At 45.5% G+C, this 2,690-nt stretch carries 3 protein-coding genes; all 3 read right to left on the bottom strand.

The features are described 5' to 3' along the window. On the bottom strand, positions 1–326 hold a 326-nt coding region (locus ABW391_RS07690), incomplete at its 3' end, for a hypothetical protein (RefSeq protein WP_502916316.1). A 76-nt stretch (positions 327–402) separates the two neighbouring features. Continuing rightward, positions 403–1,437 carry a rod shape-determining protein gene (locus ABW391_RS07685; protein WP_353481264.1) on the bottom strand — a complete coding sequence of 345 codons (1,035 nt, stop codon included), beginning with the start codon at positions 1,435–1,437 and terminating at the stop codon, positions 403–405. A gap of 197 nt (positions 1,438–1,634) precedes the next feature. After that, positions 1,635–2,690: M16 family metallopeptidase (locus ABW391_RS07680; RefSeq protein WP_353481263.1), on the bottom strand; the 1,056-nt coding region annotated here is incomplete at its 5' end.

Below are 2,690 nucleotides of genomic sequence, written 5' to 3'. Positions count from 1 at the left end.
ATGTATTCGTATATCTGGATGCGATTGGAATCTACTTTTTGCAGGGTGTCCCGAACCAATTCATCGTTGTATTGGTCTTGGGCCAATTGCCCCCGCAGTACACTGATTTCACGCTGTAATTTTTCGTTTTCTCTACTCAGGTTGAAGTAGCTCCAGACAGAGTTGGCGCCACTGCTGAACAACCCAAATACTATGCCGGTCGAATTCCAGAAAATCTTGCCTTGAGCTTCGTTGTTTCTAACGACCATGAACATCGATATCAACATCAATAGCAAAAACAAAGCCCATTGATTGACACGGTAAAGTAATTGCAAGAGCGTATTCATGCGGCAGTTGGAAGTGGAAAGGTGGTAGATGAAACCGCATTAAGCAATATTGGCATAATGCGGTTTCACTTTTGAATTACACACTTTTGCGATCGATCAAAAACGAAAAGCGATCGGTATTTTTAAGTGCAATGCCTGTACCTTTTACCACTGCACGCAGCGGATCGTTGGCAACTTGTACAGGGAGCTTGGTTTTCAAGGAAATGCGTTTGTCCAAACCGCGCAGCAGTGCGCCACCTCCGGTTAGGTACAAGCCTCTTCTAAAAATATCGGCAGCCAATTCTGGTGGCGTAGATTCTAGTGCTTTGAGTACAGCATCTTCAATTTTGGAGATGGACTTATCCAGCGCATGGGCAATTTCGCGGTAGCCAACTTTGATTTGTTTGGGGATGCCCGTCATGAGGTCGCGGCCATTTACGGCATAGTCCTCAGGTGCATCTTCTTCCAACTCGTGCAAAGCAGAACCCACATGGATTTTGATTTGCTCGGCAGTACGCTCCCCAATCAGGATATTGTGTTGGCGCTTCATGTAGCTCACAATATCGCTGGTGAATTCATCACCAGCAATGCGGATGGATTGATCGCATACGATGCCAGAAAGGGCGATCACTGCAATCTCGGTGGTGCCGCCACCAATGTCGATGATCATGTTGCCTTCGGGCTCTTCTACATCGAGGCCTATTCCCAGGGCAGCTGCCATTGGTTCGTGAATCAGGTAGGTTTCCTTGGAATCTACGTGATCCGCAGAGTCAAATACCGCACGTTTCTCTACTTCGGTAATCCCGGAAGGAATACAAATCACCATTTTCATGTGGGAAAAAAAGCGACGACGGCCATCAATCATGTTGATGAAACCCTCAATCATATTTTCAGCCGCTTGAAAATCGGCGATCACTCCATCTTTTAAAGGCCGAACTGTTTTGATGTTATCGTGCGTTTTTTCATGCATTTGCATCGCTCTACGTCCAACCGCAATGGTTTGATTGGTTTTGCGATCGATAGCAACGATCGATGGTTCGTCCACAACAATCTGATCATCTTGCATGATCAGGGTATTGGCAGTGCCAAGATCAATGGCAAGTTCTTGTCTAAAAAAACTGAACAGCTTCATTAATTTTCCTTACCTAAGAGTTATTGTAAAAAGGTTAAACGCGTTCTCGGGAGCTTTATTGTTGTATTGAGTAGGGCTGTCCGCTTGCGCTTCATGCACGCAAAAGAAAGAAAAATTAGTGACATTTACGCAACTTGGGCTTGTGTGTAACCATTTTTTTTGGTTTTTAGTCCTAATGTTCTCTTTTGGCACAAAACTCAAGCTTTCCCTACAATTACTTCGCTCATTTTCTCGGGTAGCAAATACTTTTTCGCCGTTTCCTGAATGGAAGTTCTGGTTACAGCCAGGGTTTTTTCAACGGAGGTTTGTAATTCTGTAAATGGCAGATCCTCCGTAACCACCAGACGCACCAATTCGGCTACATTGAATGGGCCATCAATCATCGTGAGGTAGTTGCCCAGGATGTAATTGCGCATCATTTCAAGTTCATCTTCATCTACCAATTCGTCTCTCAATCGATCCATTTCCAGGTAAATCTGGGTAAGGGTGTCTGGCAAGAATTCATGGCCTACCTCAGTACCAATGTAAAAACAACCGTCAAATTGCATGGCATCCAAGGTAGAATAAATATTGTAAGTATAGCCTTTTTCTTCGCGAATATTGGTCATCAGGCGGGATCCAAAATAACCACCCAACACCAGATTCAAAATCGACAAATCAAAATAATCGGCATGGTGGCGGTTGAAGGTTCTGAAACCAATGCGAATGGCCGATTGCAAACTGTCGGGTTTCGAAATCAGCAGGCGTTCGGGTGCCGCTTCTTGTAGGATCAGCGTAGGCGTAGGCACTTGACCCGTGCGGATTCCATGACCCAAATGCTCATTGAGTTGTTCCAACACCTCTTTGTCTACCTTTCCACTGATGATGATGAAGCAGTTGTTGGCCGTAAACAAACTCTCGTGGTGTTGAATCAAATCCTCTTGCTTCAGCAGATTGTAGGTATCGGGATTGCTGTTGTAGCCGTAAGGGTGATCCGGGCCAAAAAACATTTCGGTGATCTGACGGTAAGCCACTACGTCGTTTTTGCTCAGGTCTACCTGCAAATGCTGAATGCTGCGCTGCACAAAAGCTTGCAATTCTTCTTGCGGAAAGCGAGGCGTTTTGATGACCTCCGCCAACAGCGGCAGCACTTTGCTGAAGTACTTGCTCAAGGAAAGCAAAGACAAACTCTCGGTATCGGTATGGTACGGAACCGCCAAACTACTGCCGTAATAATCGAGCTTTTCGGCCAACTCGGCAGAGGTATAATTTTG

The organism is Haliscomenobacter sp., from assembly GCF_040403615.1.
Classification (GTDB): domain Bacteria; phylum Bacteroidota; class Bacteroidia; order Chitinophagales; family Saprospiraceae; genus Haliscomenobacter.
The sequence above is the reverse complement of the archived record's forward strand: the minus strand, read 5'-3'. Positions and strand labels throughout refer to the sequence as shown.

Excerpts from the sequence above, each read along its gene's own strand:
- ABW391_RS07685 (WP_353481264.1), bottom strand. The coding sequence starts at position 1,437 with ATGAAGCTGTTCAGTTTTTTTAGACAAGAACTTGCCATTGATCTTGGC.